The 17,364-nt window shown below is 68.3% G+C and carries 16 protein-coding genes and 1 pseudogene; 6 read left to right on the top strand and 11 right to left on the bottom strand.

Features of this window, described 5'->3' with window-relative positions:
* Positions 1 to 119: 119 nt before the first annotated feature.
* On the bottom strand, positions 120 to 1,172 hold the full coding sequence (locus tag ACKY0W_RS05430; RefSeq protein WP_406758691.1) for an alpha/beta hydrolase: 1,053 nt from the start codon (positions 1,170 to 1,172) through the stop codon (positions 120 to 122).
* A gap of 182 nt (positions 1,173 to 1,354) precedes the next feature.
* On the opposite strand from ACKY0W_RS05430, the gene ACKY0W_RS05425 reads away from it, so the two are divergent.
* The gene (locus ACKY0W_RS05425) at positions 1,355 to 2,209 is read left to right on the top strand and encodes an SGNH/GDSL hydrolase family protein (protein WP_409436701.1); all 855 of its coding nucleotides are present in this window, start codon (positions 1,355 to 1,357) and stop codon (positions 2,207 to 2,209) included.
* Positions 2,210 to 2,245: 36 nt separating this feature from the next.
* Positions 2,246 to 3,463: an acetyl-CoA C-acetyltransferase gene (locus ACKY0W_RS05420; RefSeq protein ID WP_409436700.1), complete on the top strand. Its 1,218-nt coding sequence runs from the start codon at positions 2,246 to 2,248 to the stop codon at positions 3,461 to 3,463.
* Between the two features lie 60 nt (positions 3,464 to 3,523).
* On the opposite strand, the gene ACKY0W_RS05415 is transcribed toward ACKY0W_RS05420, so the two are convergent.
* Together ACKY0W_RS05415 and ACKY0W_RS05410 are read right to left on the bottom strand one after the other, a co-directional pair.
* The gene (locus tag ACKY0W_RS05415) at positions 3,524 to 4,369 is read right to left on the bottom strand and encodes a hypothetical protein (RefSeq protein WP_409436699.1); all 846 of its coding nucleotides are present in this window, start codon (positions 4,367 to 4,369) and stop codon (positions 3,524 to 3,526) included.
* Between the two features lie 110 nt (positions 4,370 to 4,479).
* Complete coding sequence (locus tag ACKY0W_RS05410; protein ID WP_409436698.1) at positions 4,480 to 5,331, bottom strand: Bax inhibitor-1/YccA family protein; 852 nt, start codon at positions 5,329 to 5,331, stop codon at positions 4,480 to 4,482.
* Positions 5,332 to 5,488: 157 nt separating this feature from the next.
* Here ACKY0W_RS05410 and ACKY0W_RS05405 point away from each other — a divergent pair, with 157 nt between their 5' ends.
* Genes ACKY0W_RS05405 through ACKY0W_RS05395 form a run of 3 tightly spaced genes read left to right on the top strand, consistent with a single transcriptional unit; the run spans position 5,489 to position 9,021 of the window.
* A complete protein-coding gene (locus ACKY0W_RS05405; protein WP_409436697.1) occupies positions 5,489 to 6,526 on the top strand; it encodes an enoyl-CoA hydratase/isomerase family protein in 1,038 nt (345 codons plus the stop codon).
* Between the two features lie 9 nt (positions 6,527 to 6,535).
* A complete protein-coding gene (locus ACKY0W_RS05400; protein ID WP_406758686.1) occupies positions 6,536 to 7,309 on the top strand; it encodes an enoyl-CoA hydratase in 774 nt (257 codons plus the stop codon).
* A gap of 11 nt (positions 7,310 to 7,320) precedes the next feature.
* Complete coding sequence (locus ACKY0W_RS05395; protein WP_409436696.1) at positions 7,321 to 9,021, top strand: alpha/beta hydrolase; 1,701 nt, start codon at positions 7,321 to 7,323, stop codon at positions 9,019 to 9,021.
* Here the strand turns inward: ACKY0W_RS05395 and ACKY0W_RS05390 are convergent.
* Positions 9,022 to 9,429, bottom strand: a pseudogene (locus ACKY0W_RS05390) (rhodanese-like domain-containing protein); the annotation flags it as partial.
* Positions 9,426 to 9,971 (bottom strand): cysteine dioxygenase, encoded by a 546-nt coding sequence (locus ACKY0W_RS05385; protein WP_409436695.1) that lies wholly within the window; start codon positions 9,969 to 9,971, stop codon positions 9,426 to 9,428. The pseudogene ACKY0W_RS05390 and the gene ACKY0W_RS05385, both read right to left, overlap by 4 nt.
* Positions 9,972 to 10,248: 277 nt before the next feature.
* Here ACKY0W_RS05385 and ACKY0W_RS05380 point away from each other — a divergent pair, with 277 nt between their 5' ends.
* Positions 10,249 to 11,247 (top strand): patatin-like phospholipase family protein, encoded by a 999-nt coding sequence (locus ACKY0W_RS05380; protein ID WP_409436694.1) that lies wholly within the window; start codon positions 10,249 to 10,251, stop codon positions 11,245 to 11,247.
* Between the two features lie 5 nt (positions 11,248 to 11,252).
* Here ACKY0W_RS05380 and ACKY0W_RS05375 read toward each other — a convergent pair whose 3' ends face one another.
* From ACKY0W_RS05375 to ACKY0W_RS05350, 6 genes are read right to left on the bottom strand one after another with little or no spacing between them, the layout of a single operon-like run.
* A complete protein-coding gene (locus ACKY0W_RS05375; RefSeq protein WP_409436693.1) occupies positions 11,253 to 12,086 on the bottom strand; it encodes a patatin-like phospholipase family protein in 834 nt (277 codons plus the stop codon).
* Positions 12,083 to 12,958: a class II glutamine amidotransferase gene (locus ACKY0W_RS05370; RefSeq protein WP_409436692.1), complete on the bottom strand. Its 876-nt coding sequence runs from the start codon at positions 12,956 to 12,958 to the stop codon at positions 12,083 to 12,085. The genes ACKY0W_RS05375 and ACKY0W_RS05370 overlap by 4 nt, the downstream gene beginning before the upstream one ends.
* A gap of 8 nt (positions 12,959 to 12,966) precedes the next feature.
* A complete protein-coding gene (locus ACKY0W_RS05365) occupies positions 12,967 to 13,434 on the bottom strand; it encodes an SRPBCC family protein (protein WP_409436691.1) in 468 nt (155 codons plus the stop codon).
* 16 nt (positions 13,435 to 13,450) lie between these two features.
* Entirely contained in the window at positions 13,451 to 14,509 is a 1,059-nt protein-coding gene (locus ACKY0W_RS05360; RefSeq protein WP_409436690.1) for a dihydrodipicolinate reductase, read from the bottom strand.
* Complete coding sequence (locus ACKY0W_RS05355; RefSeq protein ID WP_409436689.1) at positions 14,509 to 16,140, bottom strand: long-chain fatty acid--CoA ligase; 1,632 nt, start codon at positions 16,138 to 16,140, stop codon at positions 14,509 to 14,511. The genes ACKY0W_RS05360 and ACKY0W_RS05355 overlap by 1 nt, the downstream gene beginning before the upstream one ends.
* Positions 16,141 to 16,181: 41 nt before the next feature.
* Entirely contained in the window at positions 16,182 to 17,162 is a 981-nt protein-coding gene (locus ACKY0W_RS05350) for a YncE family protein (protein ID WP_409436688.1), read from the bottom strand.
* Positions 17,163 to 17,364 lie beyond the last annotated feature (202 nt).

The raw sequence follows: 17,364 nt of genomic DNA, 5'->3' as shown, positions 1-17,364 counted from the left end.
GCGGATCAGCGAGGCTCGACGAAGGAGAGCCGAAGCTGGAACCGCCCCATGAACAGGTCGGTTCAGCGAGGCTCGACGAGGGAGAGCCGAAGTTGGAACCGCCCCATGAACCGGGCGGATCAACCGGTCGCCTCGCGAATGTACTCGCCGATCTGCCGCAGCGAACGGGTGGCCTCCGGCACGAACGGGGCGGCGATTTGGAAGACGTGAATCTGGCCGGGCCACACCCGCAGCTCCACCGGGACACCGGCGGCCGCGAGCACCTTGGCCCCCAGCCGGGCGTCGTGCAGCAGCACCTCGGAACCCGAGACGTGGATCAAGGTCCGTGGAAGTCCGGGCTTTACGTGCTGCAGCGGCTCGAGGACGTCACTGCCGTGGGTGCGGTCGCGGCGGGCTGCCGCTTCCACCAGTTCCACCAACGCGTCAAATGCCTTGGGCGGGAACATCGCACCGGTATGGATGTTGGGGTGTGCCTTCTTGGCTTCCTTGGCGATCTCCAGCAGCGGCGACATCGTGACGATCGCCGCGGGCATGTCTTCGTCCCCCTCCTCCAGCAACCGCTCGGCCAGCGCCAGCGAAAGATAGCCGCCGGCCGAGTCGCCGGCCAGCACGATCTGGTCCGGTTGGTAACCCTGGCGGCGCAGCCAGCGGTAGCCGTCGTAACAGTCGTCCACGGCGTCGGCGATGGAGTACTTGGGAATCATCCGGTACTCCACCACCAGCACCGGGCTGTCGGCATACTTCGACAGCTTGGTGACGAGCCGGCCGTGGGTGTTGGCCCCGCAGGTCAGAAATGCCCCGCCGTGCATGTAGAGCACGACGCGGCGGGTGCCGTCGGCGGGCAGGACGCCGGCCGCGCGCACCATCTGCGCCTTGCAGCGCGGCAGCCGGATGGTGGCGCGGATGGTGCCCGGCGCCGGCAGCATCGCCTTCGCGGCGAAGTCGAGCAGGCCGAACGGCCACGGCATCCGCGGTAGGTAGCTGCCGACCGAGAGAACGGGCCGAATGGTGGCCCGGGCCGCCAGCCACGCCAACCGTCCCTCGACGCTGGTCGACTCCTCGGCAACCTCGACGGGCAGCCCATCGTGGCGACCGTAACGGTAGGGTCGCGGACTGGGGTACAGGCGACTGCGAACACGTAACGAGCTGGGAATTGTGTCGGGTGCGGTCATGATGGACACTCCCTCCAGCCGGCCCGGGCCGGCACAGCCAACGCGGTACCTCGTATCGTCACACGCAGAAAATTGAGAAGAAATCTTACGATTCGTTCCGATGCAGCATCGGGTCCTCTTCGTGACCATATTTGTTTGCTGCACTCAGGTGACGTGGGCCTCCCTTCCCTAAAATCACAGGCATGGCGATCGGGGCAACGCGACGCTCAGCGGTCACGCTCACCACTGCGGGCGTGTTCGCTTTCAGCGGCACCCTCTACGTGGGTGTGCGCAATCTTCTGGCGGGCCAGGCCGACCGGGCCCGCCAGACGATCCCCAAGGCTTGGGGCCTTCCACCACGTGCTGATGGTTTATACGGTCGCGACGACGCCGAAGTTCAGCCATTTCACCGTGGGGAGAACGTCGATCTGCACCTGATGGTTTTCGGCGACTCCACCGCGACCGGCTACGGCTGCCTTTCGGCGGACGAGGTTCCCGGGGCGCTGATCGCCAAGGCGCTGGCGCAGCGCACCGGATTGCGGATTCGGTTGAGCACCAAGGCAATTGTGGGCGCCACCTCCAAAGGCCTGGCCGGCCAAGTGGACGCGATGTTCGTCGCGGGCCCGCCACCGGATGTGGCGGTGATCATGATCGGCGCCAACGACATCACCGCGCTGCACAGCATCGCCGGCTCGGTGCAGCGACTGCGTGCCGCGGTGAAGCGGCTGCGCGCCAGTGGTGCGGTGGTGATCGTGGGCACCTGCCCGAAGTTCAGCGCGATCAGCGCGATACCGCGACCGCTGCGCTGGGTGGCACACGCAAGGGCGTGCCAGCTGGCCCGGGCCCAGACCCTGGCGGTCAAGGCAGCCGGCGGGATCGCCGTGCCCTTCGCCGACTTCCGTGCCCGGGAGTTCCATGACAGTCCGGGCCTGCTGTTCGCCGCGGACCAGTACCACCCGTCGGCGGCGGGTTACGCCCTGGCGGCGGGCCAAATGATCCCGGCACTCTGCGCTGTGCTGGACCGGCCCGATTCCCGCGTGGTGGCCGCTTCGGGCTAGATTCGGCTCTATATACCCGATCTCAAGGAGCCTGAAGTGCCTGAAGCTGTAATCGTCTCAACTGCGCGTTCGCCGATCGGCCGGGCCGGTAAGGGATCCCTGGTCACCATGCGGCCCGACGACCTGGCCGCCCAGATGGTGCGCGCCGCCCTGGACAAGGTGCCCGCGCTGGACCCGCGGGAGATCGACGACCTGATGATGGGCTGCGGCCAGCCGGGCGGCGCCTCTGGCTACAACATCGGGCGCGTGGTCTCGGTGCTGCTCGGCTACGACTTCCTGCCCGGCACCACGGTGAACCGGTACTGCTCGTCGTCGCTGCAGACCACCCGGATGGCGTTCCACGCGATCAAGGCCGGCGAGGGTGACGCGTTCATCTCCGCCGGTGTGGAGACCGTCTCGCAGTTCGCGATCGGTGCCGCCGACGGCGCCCCGAACAGCAAGAACCCGCTGTTCAACGACGGGATCGCCCGCTCCGAGGCCGCCGCAGCCGGTGCCACCGAGTGGCACGACCCGCGCGGCGACGGCCTGCTGCCCGACGTCTACATCGCGATGGGCCAGACCGCCGAGAACGTGGTGCTGCACACCGGTATCAGCCGCGAAGACCAGGACCACTGGGGCGTGCGCAGCCAGAACCGCGCCGAGGAGGCCATCAACAGCGGCTTCTTCGCCCGCGAGATCTCGCCCGTGACGCTGCCCGACGGCACCGTGGTGAGCACCGACGACGGCCCGCGCGCCGGTACCACCTACGAGAAGATCAGCCAGCTCAAGCCGGTGTTCCGGCCCAACGGCACGATCACCGCCGGTAACGCCTGCCCGCTGAACGACGGCGCCGCCGCGGTGATCATCACCAGCGACACCAAGGCCAAGGAGCTGGGCCTGCAGCCGCTGGCCCGGATCGTGTCCACCGGGGTGTCGGGCCTGTCGCCGGAGATCATGGGCCTGGGCCCGATCGAGGCCGTCAAGAAGGCGCTGGCGAACGCGAAGATGTCGGTCTCCGACATCGACCTGTTCGAGATCAACGAGGCCTTCGCGGTGCAGGTGCTCGGCTCGGCCCGCGAGCTGGGCATCGACGAGGACAAGCTGAACGTGTCCGGCGGCGCGATCGCCCTGGGCCACCCGTTCGGCATGACCGGCGCCCGGATCACCGCGACCCTGCTGAACAACCTGGCCACCCACGACAAGCAGTTCGGTGTGGAGACCATGTGTGTCGGCGGCGGCCAGGGCATGGCCATGGTTGTCGAGCGGCTCTCCTGATTTCGTTGACTCTGCGCTCAGGGCGGGAAAGTTCGAGTAACCCCCGCCCTGAGCGCAGAGTCATTTTCGCCTCAGGGCGTCCCATGACTGGCGGACGCGTCGAACGACGTCGTAGCCCCGGTGTTCGGCAAGCACCGTGACGTGGGTCCAGCCCGCCTGCCGGATGTACTCCAGACGCTCGACGTCCTTGACGAACTGTGGGCGGCTGGTGCGGTGCTGGTCGCCGTCGTATTCGACCGCGAGCATGATGTCCTCCCACCCCATATCGAGGAAGTAGCGCGGACAGCCGTCCGCCCCGAGGACCGGGATCTGGGTCTGCGGCCGGGGAAAGCCGGCGTCACTGAGCAGCAGCCGCAGCCAGGTCTCCTTCGGTGATTGCGCACCGGCGTCGACGAGGTACAGCGCGGCTTCGAGTTGGCGCAGTCCGCGGGTATGCCGATGCCGTGCCGCCAGCCGAGCCACATCGTCGATCTTGAAATGCGTGGCATTGGCCAGCGCGTCGAGCCTGGCGACCGCCTGATACAACGGGCCGCGCCGGCCCAGGTCGAAGGCGGTGCGCTCGGGAGTGGTGGCGACGACGCCGCCAAGGTGCTGAGATTCGCCGTCCAGGATCAGGTCGGCGCGGGTCTGGACGCCGTGCGGGGCCCGCGCGTTGCACCAGATCAGTTCGACGATCGCGTCGTCGTCGACCCAGCTGGATCCATGCAGGGCGGCCGCGGCCAGCCCGCTGACGACCGCTTGGCGTTGCGTCCACAGCCAGGCGGCCTGCGTCCGGTGCAGGAGCGTGGGTTCGGCGTGCTTGTCCTGGTAGACGTTCGGCAGTACTGCTGTGTGGAACTGGCGCAGCTCATGGCGGCTCAAAGTTCCAGCTGTCAATGCCTCGCTACCGATGAATGGCTGTCCCATGTCGGCATGCTGCCCGGGGCCACTGACACAAAAAATGACTCTGCGCTGAGGGCGGGTGCTACTCGCACTTTTGCGCCCTCAGCGCAGAGTCAACGGGGAAAGCTAGCGGGTCACTCGCTCTGGAAGTAGCTGAGCAGACGCAGGATCTCCAGGTACAGCCAGACCAGGGTCACGGTCAGGCCGAGTGCGATGCCCCAGGCGGCCTTCTCCGGCGCGCCGGCACGGATCAGCTGGTCGGCTGCGTCGAAGTCGATCAGGAAGCTGAACGCGGCGATACCGATGCACACCAGCGAGAAGATGATGGACAGCGTGCCGCCGCTCCGCAGGCCCAGGCCCTCACCGCCGCCGACGCCGAACAGCGACAGCACCAGGTTGCCGATCATCAGGGCCAGCACACCGAACATGCCGGCGACGAGCATCCGGGTGAACTTCGGGGTGACGCGGATGGCGCCGGTCTTGTAGACGACCAGCATGCCGCCGAACACCCCGAGGGTGCCCATCACGGCCTGACCGATCATCGAGCCGGCGTTGCCGGTCCCCACGGTGAAGGCCGTCAGCACCCAGGAGATGGCACCGAGGAACAGGCCCTCGAGCACCGCGTAGCTGAGCACCACGGCCTTGTTGTCCTGCTTGCGGGCGAACATGGCCACCATGACCACGGCCAGGCCGCCGAACGCACCGACGAAGGTCAGCGGCCCGGCCAGCGCCTGATTGGCCGACACCAGGAAGAAGGAGATGATCGCCGACACGCTCAGCACGCCGAGCGTGATGCCGGTCTTGGTGACGACGTCATCAATGGTCAGCGGGCGAGTGACTTCCCGCTGCTGGTACTGCGCCAACGACGGGTCGACCTGGTAGGTCTGACTCATCTGCTGAGTGGCACCGGCCATACCGGTTCCGAACTGCGCGTAGCCGCCCTGTTTGGGCAACGAACGAAATACCGGGTTGCTGGTCTCCCGCACCGTCCCGATCCTCTCTTGGGGCTGTGAAGCGAAGGGTTACGAATACTGAATCAACGTTTCCCGACTCGCCGGAGTTCCCGACGGCGTTCGGGCCGCTCTGCTGCCAAACCTTACCCGCGGATCCGTGACCGCGCGTAGGGATCTACATTGCGAAGGCGTGACAGGTGAATCTGACGAGGTCCTGGCCCGCGTTGACAACGGGGTCGGCCTGCTGACACTCAACCGTCCGAAGGCGATCAACTCGCTGAACCTTCCGATGGTGACCGCCATGACCGCGGCGCTGTCCAGCTGGGCCGACGACCCGGCGGTAACGGCGGTGGTGCTCACCGGTGCCGGCGAGCGCGGACTGTGCGCCGGCGGCGACGTGGTCGCGATCTATCACAGCGCCAAAGCCGACGGCGCGGATGCGCGACGATTCTGGTACGACGAGTACCTGCTCAACGCGCAGATCGGCGGATACCCCAAGCCCTACGTGTCGTTGATGGACGGCATCGTGATGGGCGGCGGCGTCGGAGTCGGGGCGCACGCCAACACCCGGGTGGTCACCGACACCACCAAGATGGCCATGCCCGAGGTCGGCATCGGGTTCATCCCCGATGTCGGCGGCACCTATCTGCTCGCCCGCTCCCCCGGCCGGCTCGGCCTGCACGCCGCACTGACCGGCGCGCCGTTCTCCGGCCCGGATGCCATTGCACTGGGCTTCGCCGACCACTACGTGCCGCACGCCGCCCTGGAGGACTTCACCGCGGCGATCATCGCCGACGGGGTGGACAGTGCATTGGCAGCACACGCGGTCGAGGCGCCGCCGAGTCAGCTTGCCGCACACCGCGACTGGATCGACGAGTGCTACGCACACGACACCGTCGCCGAGATCGTGGCGGCGCTGGCCGCCCACGCCAGCCCCGACGCCAACGCCGCCGCCGAACTGATCGGCACCCGGTCCCCGGTCGCCTGCGCGGTGACGTTGGAGGCGGTGCGCCGGGCGGGCCGGCTCGCCACCCTCGAAGACGTACTGATCCAGGAATACCGGGTTTCCTGCGCATCGCTGCGCTCGCATGATCTGGTGGAGGGCATCCGCGCCCAGCTGGTCGACAAGGACCGCAATCCGCAATGGTCACCGGCGACGCTGGCCGAGGTGAGCGCCGCCGACATCGAAACGTACTTCGTGCCCGCCGAACCCGACCTGACCTTCTAAGGAGAACCCATGACTTACGAAACCATTCTCGTCGACCGCGACGGCCGTGTCGGCACCATCACCTTGAACCGGCCGCAGGCACTCAACGCCCTCAACAGCCAGGTGATGGGCGAAGTCACCACCGCAGCAGCTGAATTCGACGCCGATCCGGGCATCGGGGCGATCATCATCACCGGCAGCGCCAAGGCGTTCGCCGCGGGAGCGGACATCAAGGAGATGGCCGATCTGAGTTTCGCCGAGGTGTTCGCCGCCGACTTCTTCGCCGCCTGGTCCAAGCTGGCCGCGGTGCGCACCCCGACCATCGCCGCGGTGGCCGGGCACGCCCTGGGCGGCGGCTGCGAACTGGCGATGATGTGCGACCTGCTGATCGCCGCCGACACCGCCAAGTTCGGCCAGCCGGAGATCAAGCTGGGCGTGCTGCCCGGCATGGGCGGCTCCCAGCGACTGACCCGGGCCATCGGCAAGGCCAAGGCCATGGACCTGATCTTGACCGGCCGCACCATCGACGCCGCCGAAGCCGAGCGCTCCGGGCTGGTGTCCCGCGTGGTGCCAGCCGACGACCTGCTGGCCGAGGCCGGCAAGGTGGCCGCCACCATCGCCGGGATGAGCCTGTCGGCGGCCCGGATGGCCAAGGAAGCCGTCAACCGGGCCTTCGAGTCCACCCTGGCCGAGGGGCTGCTCTACGAGCGTCGCCTGTTCCACTCGGCGTTCGCCACCGAGGACCAGACCGAGGGCATGGCGGCCTTCACCGAGAAGCGCGCGCCGAACTTCACCCACCGCTGAGTCGATCTCCGATGAGCGCGACAGCCACCGACACCGCCACCGCGGAAACACCCGCGGAAGCAACCGCGCGCGCACCCTGGTGGGTCCGGCACTACACGTTCACCGGCACCGCGGTGGGCCTGGTGTTCCTGTGGTTGTCGCTGACGCCGTCGCTGCTGCCGCGTGGGCCGCTGTTCCAGGGCTTGGTCAGCGGCGGCTCGGGCGCCATCGGCTATGCCCTGGGTGTGTTCAGCGTCTGGCTGGTCCGCTACATGCGCTCGAAGGACACCAGCCCGCCGGCCCCGCGGTGGGCCTGGCTGGTGCTCATCCCCGTCGCGGCGATCATCCATCTGTGGGTGGTGTGGACGATCCACGGCTGGCAGGACCAGATGCGCGACCTGATGGGTGTGCCGCGGCTGACTTGGTACAACTACCCCCAGGCCGGCGCGATAGCGGTGGTCACGCTGTTCATCCTGGTCGAGATCGGCCAACTGATCAGGCTGCTGATCCGTTTTCTGATGCGCCAGCTCGAACGTATTGCGCCGCCGCGGGTTTCGGCCGTGGTCGCAGTGTCGCTACTGGTTGCCTTGGTTGTGGCGGTGCTCAACGGTCTGGTGCTCAAGACCGCGATGCACGTCATGAACAGCACCTTCGCCTCGGTCAACGAGGAGACCAGCCCCGACCGAGCGGCCCCGTCGACCCGGCTGCGCTCCGGCGGGCCGGAGTCGCTGGCCTCCTGGGAGTCGCTGGGCCATCAGGGCCGTATCTTCGTGGCGAATGGACCGACCGTCGCCCAGCTCAGCGCGTTCAACGAGAAACCGGCCACCGAACCGATTAGGGCCTACGCCGGCCTGAATTCGGCCCACGGGATCAAGGAGACCGCCGAGCTGGCCGCGGCCGAATTGGCCCGCACCGGCGGACTGAGCCGCGCGGTGGTGGCCGTGGCCACCACGACGGGCACCGGCTGGATCAACGAGGCGGAGGCCTCCGCCCTGGAATACATGTTCAACGGCGACACCGCGATCGTGAGCATGCAGTATTCGTTCCTGCCCAGTTGGCTGTCTTTCCTGGTCGACAAGGAGAACGCTCGCCAGGCCGGCCAGGCGCTGTTCGAAGCCGTCGACAAGCAGGTGCGGGCCCTGCCGGAGGCCAAGCGCCCCAAACTGGTGGTGTTCGGGGAAAGCCTCGGCTCCTTCGGCGGCGAAGCCTCCTTCATGAGCCTCAACAATGTGCTGGCGCGCACCGACGGTGCGCTGTTCTCCGGCCCGACGTTTCAGAACACCATCTGGACCGACCTGACCATCAACCGCGATCCCGGTTCCCCGCAATGGCTGCCGATCTACCACGACGGCCGCGCCGTGCGGTTCGCCGCCCGCCCGGGTGACCTGGCACGCCCCGACAACCCTTGGGGCGCACCGGATACGCCGCGGGTGGTGTACCTACAGCACGCCTCCGACCCGATCGCCTGGTGGCATCCCGATCTGCTCTACCACAAGCCGGACTGGCTGAAAGAGCCCCGCGGCTACGACGTGCTGCCGCAGGTGCACTGGACTCCGATCGTGACGTTCCTGCAGGTCTCGGCCGACATGGCGGTGGCTATCGACGTGCCCGACGGTCATGGCCACAGCTATGTCGCCGACGCCGCCGATGCGTGGGCGGCGATCCTACATCCAGCGGCGTGGACCCCGGACAAGACTGAACGGCTCCGCCCCCTGTTGCACTCCAACGCTTAGTCCGACGAGAGGGGCCGGCTCCACCAGCTCCCCGACGGCGGCCAGGGCCTGATAGCCGCCGACGACGTCGGTGGCGCGGTGCAGCCCCAAGTCCTGCAGAGCAGCCGCGGCCAGGCTCGAGGTGTAGCCCTGCGAGCACAGGATGACCCACTGCACGTCGTCGTCGACCGCTTGCGGCAGCCGAGCGTCGCTGGTCGGGTCGCAGCGCCACTCCAGCACGTTGCGTTCGATCACCAGCGCTTCGGGCACTTGGCCTTCCTCCGCGCGCTGGGCCGCCGGCCGGATGTCGACTAGGTGTGCGCCGTTGCGCAGCGCCTCGGGCACCTCATCAGCGGTCAGCCGGTGCAGCTTGGCGCGGGCGGCCTCCAACACCCGGTCGATGCGGCTGGTCACGTGCGTTGTGGTCATGACGCCTCCGGGTGCGAAGTGAGTTCGGTGCGCTGCCTACGCAAAGTATGGTCCTGCGCGACGTCGTAGTAGGACATTTCCGCCAGTGGCGGCGAGTAGGCGTGCACGCTCAGCGTCGGGGCGGCCGGTTCGAACTGGTTTGCCGGCGGCGCCCAGACGACGTCGTGCACCCAGCCCTGGGTGAACGCGGCCTGGTCCCCCGCATCCAGCCGTCGCTGAGCCAGCTCGCGACCATTCCAATGGAATTCCTCCAATGAGCCGGACAGCACGGTCAGCGCGCCGAGCGAGTCGCCGTGATCGTGCAGCTCGGTGGCGTGGCCCGGCACCCAGCTGATCAGCCAGATGTCGAGCCGCTCGTCGCCATGGATTCGAGCGAACCAGCGCTGATCGTCCGGCAGCCCCGACTCGGGCAGCAAGTGGTTGTAGCGGCCTTGCAGCACCGCGTCGGCGGCCAGATCGGTGGTCTGCAAGAGGTCGGGCAGGCGCAACGAGCGCGAACGCGAGGGTGAGCGCCGCAGCGCAATGGGATCAGCGATAACCATGGTGAGAACTCCAAAAAGGATGGGGTGGATTCAAGAAACGGGTCGGCGGCAGCATTCAGCTGCGGCAACAACAACCCCGGAACCCGACGTACTCCATCACAGCGGCCATGCTATGCGGGTGCGGCGCCGGCCGCATCGGCGGGTTGCCGAGAGTTCGCACGTTCTGGCCCTCCCGGCGCGGCAATACCCGCCGTGACCTGCTGGTTCCTGTCGGTACTACGGTTGTAATCGCAATGACGGAAAGAACCGGTGCGGTATTGCCCGCAAAATGGTGGACATGACTTCTGCTGCGGAATCCCGCGCGGCCCGAGCACCCCGGGTGGCCCTGGTGCTCGGCAGCGGCGGCGCGCGCGGCTACGCCCACATCGGGGTGATCGCCGAGCTGCGCGACCGCGGCTACGACATCGTCGGGATCTCCGGATCGTCGATGGGTGCGCTGGTGGGCGGCCTGCAGGCTGCCGGTCGACTCGATGACTTCGCCGAGTGGGCCAAGTCGCTGACCCAGGGCGCGGTGCTGCGCCTGCTGGATCCCTCATTCACCGCGGCGGGCGTGCTGCGGGCGGAGAAGATCCTCGATGTCGTCCGGGACATCTTGGGCGATATCGACATCGAAGAGCTGCCGGTCCCCTATACGGCGGTAGCAACCGATCTGATCGCGGGCCGATCGGTGTGGCTGCAGCGCGGGCCGGTCGATACGGCCATCCGCGCCTCGATCGCCATCCCCGGGGTGATCGCGCCGCACGTGGTCGATGGCCGCCTGCTCGCCGACGGCGGCATCCTCGACCCGCTGCCGATGGCTCCGTTGAGCGCCGTCAACGCGGACCTGACGCTGGCCGTGAGCCTCAACGGCGGCGACCCGACCGCCGCCGGGCCGGCCGCCGAGGATTCCGAACGGAGCGTGCCGGCTGGTCGGTTGAATCGTATGTGGCGCAGTACGTCTGCGCTGCTGGACACCAGTGGGGCACGTTCCCTGCTGGATCGGCCGACGGCGCGGGCGATCCTGGATCGGTTCAGCAGCGGTGAGTCCGAACCCGGCGAGGACGAGGAGTCAGCGTCCGGCGTGCCCAAACTCGGCAGCTTCGAGGTGATGAACCGAACCATCGATATAGCCCAGGCGGCGCTGGCCCGCCATCAGCTCGCGTCGCACCCGCCCGATCTGCTCATCGAGGTGCCCCGCGTCGCCTGCCGCAGCCTGGACTTCCATCGCGCCGCCGAGTTGGTCGACGTCGGCCGAGAACTCGCCGTCCGCGCCCTCGACGCCGCGAAATCGCTCTAGCTGCTCTAGCCGGCCAAGAACTCGGCGATGGCGCCGGCCTGCCGTCGGCCCTGTTCGCGTCCGGCCTGCGCCGACGGCAACCGGCACGCCGGGTCGAGCGGATTGCCACCGAAGGAGCGCAGCGCGTCATCGTCGGCCAGCACCGCGCACACGCGGCCGGCGAACGCCGCGATCTCGCCATCGACTCCGCCACCGGTGGGCACCAGCAGCACGGCCTCGTCGCAGTCGGCGGCCACATCGAGGTTCACCGTGCTGCGCACCCCGCCATCCATGTAGCGGTGCGTGCCGATCACCACCGGGGGCCAGGCGCCCGGCACCGCGCAACTGGCCGCCACCGCGTCGATGAGGTCCACACCCGAGTCGCGGTCGAAGACCGTCAGCTCCCCGGTGTCGATGTCGATCGCGGTGATCCGCAGCGTGCGCTCCGGCCAGTCGTGTGACGGCAGGCGGTCGGCGATGATCCCGCGCCGCACCGGTGCGGCAACCGTCTGCGCCGACAGGGCCACCGCGCCGATGCCCTGCAGTTTCTGCGCAGTAGTCGTGTTGGGCTCGGTGATCGCCGCCACGAACAGCTCGGTCAGCTCATCGGCACCGACGCCGGGATCGATCTCCGAGCAGGTCTGCGAAACCTGGCGGGCGAACAACTGCTCCAGGCTCAGCCCGCTGCCGATCTGGGCGGCCACCGCCGAACCGGCCGATGTCCCCACCAGCACAGCGGATTCCAGTAGTTCCCGCGCGGCGTCGGGCGACTCGTCGGCGATGCCGCACAAGATGCCGGTCTCCCAGGCGATGCCCGCTACCCCACCGCCGCCGAGCACCAGGGCGCGTTTGACTGTCATGTCCGTCCTTTCCATGGGTGTTGGGCCTCCTGGGCGGCGGCAGTCAGATCTTCCCGGCGCAGTTGCCGGGCAGGTGAATCGGGCAGCACCAATTGGCGGGTGATCCGCAGGCCCGCGTCGACGTGCACCAGGTGGCCCGGCTCGATCGGTTCCCAGCGGGTGTCATCGTCCATCGGTTCGGTGGCGAACACTACCGCGGGTCGGCCGCGCAATCTCGCGGCATCAGCTCGAATCCGCTTGGTGCGCAATGTCAAACCTCCGGGTGCTGTGCCGTCTCGCCGGTCCAGGATGTAGAGCTCGTTGGGCTGGGGGTACCGCAACGCCCACATGTCGGTGGCGGTGCTCAGCAGCAGGTTGAGCGAGTAGATCGGCACGTTGGCGGCCAGCCACCGCACGGCGTCGACGAGGCCGCCCGTCACGTCGCCGCGTCGCGCCCGGATCGCGGCGGTGATGAGGGCGAAGATCCGTTCGGAGTCGGTATCGCCTCGCACCATGCCGTAGCCGTCGACCTCGCGCAGCCGCTGGTCAATCGCGGGAAGATCTTCGACAACGCCGTTGTGCGCGAAGATGCGGTTGTCCTGCAGGAACGGGTGAGTGTTGGCGACGCTCCGAGCGCCGGTGGTGGCGTAGCGTACGTGCGCGACGAAGGTGGTGCCGGTCAGTTCATGTGCAGCGGTAGCGAATTCGGTGTCCTGCCACGCCGCGATCGGCTGCTTGCGCAGCTGCGATTGCCCGTAGCCGTCGAACACACCCAGGCCCGTGCCGTCGGGGTTGCGTCGGCTCTGTTCGGCCAGATTGTCCGCGGCGTCGAGCAGCCAGAACGTGGCGGTGAGGACGCTGGTCCCGGCGTGCAGCCCGAAAAGTCGGCACATCGACGGACTCAGCCCTCCAACAGGACGGACAGTCTCGCCAACGCCTGACGCGCGTAGCCCTTCCACAGCCAGCCGAGCACCGGCAGCACCGGCGCGGCCAGCCTGGATCGCGGGTGGATGACCCAGCTCCAGGTGACCGTGGTGCCCGAACCAGCGGGGGCGAACTGCCAGCGGCCCTCGACGTGGGCCACCAGCGGCGCCATCGGGCCGGTGACGTCGGTGAGCCGGTAGGCGAACGCCCGGGGTGGATCGACCTCGGTCAACTCCTCGCGCATGCTGCCGCCGCCGGTCAGTAACACCGTGCGGGTCTGCCCGACGCTCGCCCACTCACCGGATTGTCCCCGGACCTCCTTGATCGGCGGGATGGGCCCGTACCAGCGGCGGAAGAGCTCCGGCAACGGCAATGGCAATGTTGCGGCGAATGCGTCGGCGACGGTCGCCGGTACCGTCCGAGACTGTTCGACAACCAGGGCCATCAGCCGAGGGTAGCGCTCAGCGCGCCAGGTGCGGAGCGGCCCGGCCGGTGATGAGCGGCAGCTCGAAGAACCCGGCGAACCCGGGCGGTGCCGCACAAGTAGCCGGGATGGCGTTGACGCAGTGCGCCGCGGTCGCCACGACGCCGGGGTTGCTGACCAGGCCGGCTTCGACGGTCTCGGGCTGCCAGCCCTTCACGGTGACGAACGTGTCGGGGTTGCCCCGCACCTCCATCTCGTAGCGCTCGCCCGCGGGACCGAAACTCCATGGCGGGTCGAGGTTCTCCTCGCCCATCTGCCAGTTGACCGTGACCCGTGCCACCACCTGGTCGCCGACGGTCGCCTCCCAGTGGAACCGGCGCCCGGCCACCTGACCGGGTTCGATCGCACCGATCGGCGAGTCGATCGGTGCGGTGGCCACCGCCACCTCCTGCGAGGAGCGGATGTGCTCGTCGGCGGCGAAGCCCAGCCGGTCCACGCACAGCCGCACCGATTGGCGGAACCCGCCGTCGAGCAGCTTCTGCATCGGGCCGCTCAGGGCCTGATCGGGGGTGCCGCCGAAGCCCATGACATACCGCAGCACGTCCGGGGCATCGTAGGTACGCAGGTCCGAATACTCTTCGCCGCGAATGAATGTCACGCCGGTGGACATCACCGACAGCAGCAGCGGGAACAGCTCGAAGGCCGCGCCCGGGCCGATACCGGCGCCGTGCAGGGTCACACCGCCTTCGCGCGCCGCGGCCTCCAACGGTCCCACCTCCTTTTCGGAGGGATAGAACCAGCCGACCGGGGTGATGACGTTCTTGCCCGAACGCAGCAGCGTGGCGACCTCGTCGGGGTTGGGCATCAGGGGCGCGTAGATCACCGCGTCGGCGTCGAGCGCCAGGATCTCCTCGACGCTGTCGGTGGCCGTCACTCCCACCGGCTCGGTGCCAATGATCTCCCCGACGTCCTTGCCGCTCTTGGACTTCGAGTGCACCCAGCAGCCGACCAGCTGCAGGTCGGGGTGCTCAAGCACACCCTTGATCGCGGCGACACCTACCCCGCCGGTTGCCCATTGGATGACACGCAGGCTCATCAGTCACGCACCTCGCTCACTTGGTATTGATCCTCGGAATACCTGGCCCGGATGGTCTTCTTGTCGTACTTGCCGACGCTGGTGCGCGGGATCGCCTCGACGAACGTCCAGCGCTCCGGCAGCCACCAGCGGGCGACCTTGTCGGACAGGAACGTTCGCAGCTCGGCACCGCTGACCGACACACCGGTTCGGGCCACCACGACGGCCAGCGGCCGTTCATCCCAGCGCTCGTCGGGCACCCCGACCACCGCGGCTTCCACGACGTCGGGGTGGCCGATCAGCTCGTTCTCCAGTTCCACCGAGGAGATCCACTCCCCGCCGGACTTGATCACGTCTTTGGCCCGATCGGTCAGCGTGATGAAGCCCTGCGCGTCGATGCGGCCGACGTCGCCGGTGCGCAGCCAGCCCGAGGAGAACTTGGATTGGTCCTGGCCGCGGTAGTAGGCGCCGGTGATCCAGGCGCCGCGCACCTCCAGTTCGCCGACCGCCTCGCCGTCGTTGGGCAGCACCGCGTCCTCGTCGTCGACGATGCGGGTCTCGACACCGCATACCGGCCGGCCCTGGGTGCCACGCAGCGCCCAGTGCTGTTCGTCCGGGGTGCCGGGAGGCGGCCAGGCCATGGTGGCCATCGGTGAGGTCTCGGTCATGCCCCACAGCTGCCGCACCTGCACGTCGTGACGCTGCTCGAACGCCTGCATCAGCGAGACCGGAACCGCCGACCCGCCGCAGGCCGCCAGCCGCAATGACGAGATGTCATGGCCGGGTTCGCGTTCCAGGTAGTGCATGACGTCGTTCCAGATCGTGGGCACCGCACCGGCCACGGTGGCCCGCTGCGATTCGATGAGGGCGACCAGCGACTTGGCGTCCAGGTGCCGGTCGGGCATCGCCAGGTCCGCGCCGGCCATCAGCGCCGAATACGGCAGCCCCCAGGCGTTGGCGTGGAACATCGGCACGATCGGCAGCACGCAGTCAATCGCGCCGATCCCGGTGCCGTTGGTGGTGCATCCCGCCATGGCGTGCAGGTAGCTGGACCGGTGGCTGTACACCACACCCTTGGGGTTGCCGGTGGTGCCGCTGGTGTAGCACATGGCGGCCGCCGAGTTCTCGTCGATGACCGGCCAGTCGAACTCGTCGGATTCGGCGGCCAGCAGGTCGGCGTAGCCCAGCACGGTCTTGCCGGACGCCTCCAACGCCGCACGGTCGCCGTCGCCGACGAGGATCACGGTGTGCACGGTTTCCAGTTGCGCCAGGACCGGGGCCAGCAGTGGCACCAGGGACGCGTCGACCAGGATGATCCGGTCCTCGGCCTCGTTGGCGACGAAGACGATCTGCTCGGCAAACAGCCGGATGTTGAGCGTGTGCAGCACCGCGCCCATGGCCGGAACCGCCAGGTAGGCGGCCAGGTGTTCGGTGTTGTTCCACATGAAGGTGGCCACCCGCTCGTCGCCGGTGATACCGAGACGGCGCAGGGCATTCGCCAGCCGGGCGACCTGCCCACCGAGTTCGCGATAGGTGGTGACCCGATATCCGTCGTCGGCCACGGTGGTGACGGTACGGTCACCGTGGACGGCCGTGACGTGGTTCAAGATGGCGCCGACCGTCAGCGGCCAGTGCTGCATGGTGCTGTGCATCGACCTATTCGATCACGCCACCATTTCGAAAGTGGCGTGGGTTACAGCGCGGGTTCGAGTTGCAGCATGCGGGTGACGGCGTCGTCGAGTTCCAGCTGCTCGTGCAGCAACGCCGAAGGCGCCGGCAGGTCGGTCAGCGACGCGATGGTCACCTTGCCGTCGAACCCGGCGATGTAGAGCCGGCTGCCGTCGGCGCTCTCGGCGGCGCAGGACGCCTCGGTGATGCCGGTCAGCGTGCCCAGGATTTCGCTGGTGCGCGCACACAGCACCAAAACGGCGCCCTGCGTCACCAGGTAAACCCGCTGGCCGTCACGCCCGGCGATCAGCTGGACCAGCTGGGCCTCCAGGGCACGGCTGGCGGTGACCGCGTGGGTGCGGGCGTCGACGACGTGGACCCGGCTGCGGCCGTCGGGACCGGCGGTCGCCACGTACAGCCGGGCGCCGTCGGGGCTGACCGCGACATCGATGATGCTCGCGCCGATCCGGATGGTGTCGACGATGTTCAGGTCGCGGTCCAACACCGTGACGGTGTCGCCGGTGGGCTGGCGGACCGCGGCGTACAGCCGCCGGCCGTCGGCACTGATCCGCAGGCTGGCCGCTGCCGCCCCGGGGTGCCCGGACACCGTGGCGGACCCGGCGGGGCGCATGGCCGCGTCGAGGACGAGCACGTCGACACCGGCCGAGCCGGTACGGGTGAGGTAGACGCGGCTGCTGGTGGGGTCGGCGACCAGGTCGCCGATGTCCATGGCCACCGGGTAGCACCCGGCGACTTCGGCGGTGTCGACGTCGATCGCCAGCACGGCATCCAGGGCGGTCGAGCCCGCGGTGACGTAGGCCCAGCCAGAGCCGGCGGGGCCGGCGGCGATCGAGAACGGCTCGTCGGCTTGGAAGACGGTGTTCACGATTTTGCAGCTGACGGTGTCGATGATCGAGACGGTGTCGTCGCCGTAGTTGGTGGCCAGCAGGCGCCGGCCGTCTGCGGTGACCGCGAGGCCGCCGATGGGGCCGCGATCCAGGGTCACGGTGTTCGCGACGAGGGATGCAGAGTTGGCCAATCTATAAGCCGGCACGTCGTCCACATCGCTCCTATCAACCACTGTTCGTATCGCTTCGTTCGTATCGTCACTGCCCTCACGCCCCCGCGGCTGCCGCAACGCGGCCCGGTCGAGACCGGGATGCCGAGGCGGGGCATCCGGTCGATCCTAGCGGTGAATTCGAGGTAAC

Origin of the sequence: Mycobacterium sp. SMC-14, from assembly GCF_046250075.1 — a bacterium.
Lineage (GTDB): Bacteria > Actinomycetota > Actinomycetes > Mycobacteriales > Mycobacteriaceae > Mycobacterium.
Note: the sequence above shows the minus strand (reverse complement) of the source record. Positions and strands in the feature narration are given on the sequence as shown.

What these genes read in the sequence shown, in the direction of transcription:
- ACKY0W_RS05425 (WP_409436701.1), top strand. Translation starts at nt 1,355, where the DNA reads ATGGCGATCGGGGCAACGCGACGCTCAGCGGTCACGCTCACCACTGCG.
- ACKY0W_RS05380 (WP_409436694.1), top strand. Translation starts at nt 10,249, where the DNA reads ATGACTTCTGCTGCGGAATCCCGCGCGGCCCGAGCACCCCGGGTGGCC.
- ACKY0W_RS05355 (WP_409436689.1), bottom strand. Translation starts at nt 16,140, where the DNA reads ATGCACAGCACCATGCAGCACTGGCCGCTGACGGTCGGCGCCATCTTG.
- ACKY0W_RS05415 (WP_409436699.1), bottom strand. Translation starts at nt 4,369, where the DNA reads ATGGGACAGCCATTCATCGGTAGCGAGGCATTGACAGCTGGAACTTTG.
- ACKY0W_RS05400 (WP_406758686.1), top strand. Translation starts at nt 6,536, where the DNA reads ATGACTTACGAAACCATTCTCGTCGACCGCGACGGCCGTGTCGGCACC.
- ACKY0W_RS05385 (WP_409436695.1), bottom strand. Translation starts at nt 9,971, where the DNA reads ATGGTTATCGCTGATCCCATTGCGCTGCGGCGCTCACCCTCGCGTTCG.
- ACKY0W_RS05370 (WP_409436692.1), bottom strand. Translation starts at nt 12,958, where the DNA reads ATGTGCCGACTTTTCGGGCTGCACGCCGGGACCAGCGTCCTCACCGCC.
- ACKY0W_RS05430 (WP_406758691.1), bottom strand. Translation starts at nt 1,172, where the DNA reads ATGACCGCACCCGACACAATTCCCAGCTCGTTACGTGTTCGCAGTCGC.
- ACKY0W_RS05395 (WP_409436696.1), top strand. Translation starts at nt 7,321, where the DNA reads ATGAGCGCGACAGCCACCGACACCGCCACCGCGGAAACACCCGCGGAA.
- ACKY0W_RS05375 (WP_409436693.1), bottom strand. Translation starts at nt 12,086, where the DNA reads ATGACAGTCAAACGCGCCCTGGTGCTCGGCGGCGGTGGGGTAGCGGGC.
- ACKY0W_RS05365 (WP_409436691.1), bottom strand. Translation starts at nt 13,434, where the DNA reads ATGGCCCTGGTTGTCGAACAGTCTCGGACGGTACCGGCGACCGTCGCC.
- ACKY0W_RS05360 (WP_409436690.1), bottom strand. Translation starts at nt 14,509, where the DNA reads ATGAGCCTGCGTGTCATCCAATGGGCAACCGGCGGGGTAGGTGTCGCC.